Annotated in this window: 2 protein-coding genes; both read left to right on the top strand. The window is 64.9% G+C overall.

Annotated elements, in window-relative coordinates:
- Positions 1–69 precede the first annotated feature (69 nt).
- Positions 70–834, top strand: a complete 765-nt coding sequence (locus tag ACE04F_RS12380; RefSeq protein ID WP_434624435.1) for an IclR family transcriptional regulator — start codon at positions 70–72, stop codon at positions 832–834.
- Positions 835–863: 29 nt separating this feature from the next.
- Positions 864–2,081 (top strand): amino acid deaminase, encoded by a 1,218-nt coding sequence (locus ACE04F_RS12375; protein WP_486105245.1) that lies wholly within the window; start codon positions 864–866, stop codon positions 2,079–2,081.
- Positions 2,082–2,127: the final 46 nt, after the last annotated feature.

Genomic DNA, 2,127 nt, shown 5'->3' with positions numbered 1-2,127 from the left:
CCCCCCCCCCCCCCCCCCCCACAAGGGCGTTCTTGCCCGATGAAAATTGAGATTTCAGGAACCGCAGACATGACCGAAGACACCATCAAACGCCGGGCCCGGGGATTGGATCGGGCGTTCGATATCCTCGACTTCCTCAAGGAAATCGGCCAGCCGCTGCGCCCGAACGATATTGCCAGCGGCATCGGCAGCCCCAAGTCCACGGTCTACGAACTGGTGGCGTCGCTGCTCGAGCGGCGCATCCTTGAGCCGGTCGGCAAGGATGGTCACGTCTACCTGGGGCGCCAGTTGTATTTTCTCGGGCAGGCGCACCTGCGGCATTTCGACCTCAGCCGCGAGGCCGACCAGGCCTTGCAAGAGATCGTCCGCCAAACCCGCGAAACCGCGCAGATGTGCCTGCTCAACGGGCGCAAATACACCGTCGCGCTGATGAAGGAAGGCGAACGGCACTTTCGCATTTCCTCGGACATCGGTGAGAACGCGCCGATCCCCTGGACCGCGTCCGGGCGCCTGCTGCTGGCGCATCTGAGCGACCAGCAGATCGTCGACCTGATCGACCCCGACGACTTCATCCTGCCGGGCGGCGAGCGTTTGCCCCTGGAGCAGTTTCTCAAGGAAATCCGCCAGGCCGGTGTCGATGGGTTTTTCTCCTTCGACAGCGTCGCCGACACCTTCACTCATTGCTTCGCCGCGCCGGTCAAAGACCCCAGCGGCGTGGCCATCGCGACCCTGTGCATCGTCGCCCCGAGGGCCGATGCCAAGAACAATTATGCCGACTACCGCCGGGTGCTGATCGAGAGCGCCAACAACCTGGCCCGTCGCATCAACGAATAGACAGCCGCGGCTGTATGAGGAGTTCGAACATGTCTTCTGCCATTGATAACGCCGGTGTCGAAAAGGGCGCCGCTTCCCTGGGCGCCCACCTGCTGCGCGATGTCAGCCTGCCGGCCCTGGTACTGCATCGCGAGGCGCTGGAGCACAACATTCGCTGGATGCAAAAGTTCGTCAGCGACAGCGGCGCCGAGCTGGCGCCCCACGGCAAGACCAGCATGACCCCGGCGCTGTTTCGTCGCCAGCTCGAGGCCGGTGCCTGGGGCCTGACCCTGGCCACCGCGGTGCAGACCCGCGCCGCCTACGCCCACGGCGTGCGCCGGGTGCTGATGGCCAATCAATTGGTGGGCCGGCCGAACATGGTGCTGATCGCCGATCTGCTGGCCGACCCGGCATTCGAATTCCATTGCCTGGTGGATCATCCGGACAACGTCGCCGAGCTGGGGGCTTATTTCGCGTCGCGCGGCGCACGGTTGAACGTGATGATCGAGTACGGCGTGGTCGGCGGTCGTTGTGGTTGCCGGACCGAAGCCGAGGTACTTGCCCTGGCCGAGGCCATCGCTGCGCAACCGGCGTTGGCCTTGACCGGTATCGAAGGTTACGAAGGGGTGATCCACGGCGACCACGCCATCAGCGGCATCCGGGCGTTCGCCGCATCCCTCGTTGGGCTGGCGATGCAGTTGCAGGACAGCGGCGCGTTTGCCAACGACAAACCCATCATCACCGCGTCGGGCTCGGCCTGGTACGACCTGATCGCCGAATCCTTCGAGGCGCGCAATGCCCACGGGCGCTTCCTCAGCGTGTTGCGACCTGGCAGTTATGTGGCCCACGACCATGGCATCTACAAGGAGGCGCAATGCTGTGTGCTGGAGCGCCGCAATGACCTGCACGAAGGCTTGCGTCCAGCGCTGGAAGTCTGGGCCCACGTGCAATCGCTGCCGGAGCCGGGCTTTGCGGTGATTGCCCTGGGCAAGCGCGACGTGGCCTACGACGCCGGGTTGCCGGTGCCGCTCAAGCGCTACACGCCGGGTTCGGACTCGGCGACGGGGGACGACGTCAGCGGCTGCAAGGTGACCGCGGTGATGGACCAGCATGCGTTCATGAGCGTGGCGCCGGGCGTTGAGCTGCGGGTCGGCGACATCATTGCGTTCGGCACGTCCCATCCGTGCCTGACGTTCGATAAGTGGCGGGTGGGGTGCCTGGTGGATGAGGGGTTGCGGGTGGTCGAGAGCATGGAGACTTGTTTCTAAGAGTGAGACCGAGTCGCGGCCTTCGCGAGCAGGCTCGCTCCCACAA

The organism is Pseudomonas sp. AGC41 (genome assembly GCF_057334555.1).
This window is presented reverse-complemented; position numbering and strand designations above follow the sequence as displayed.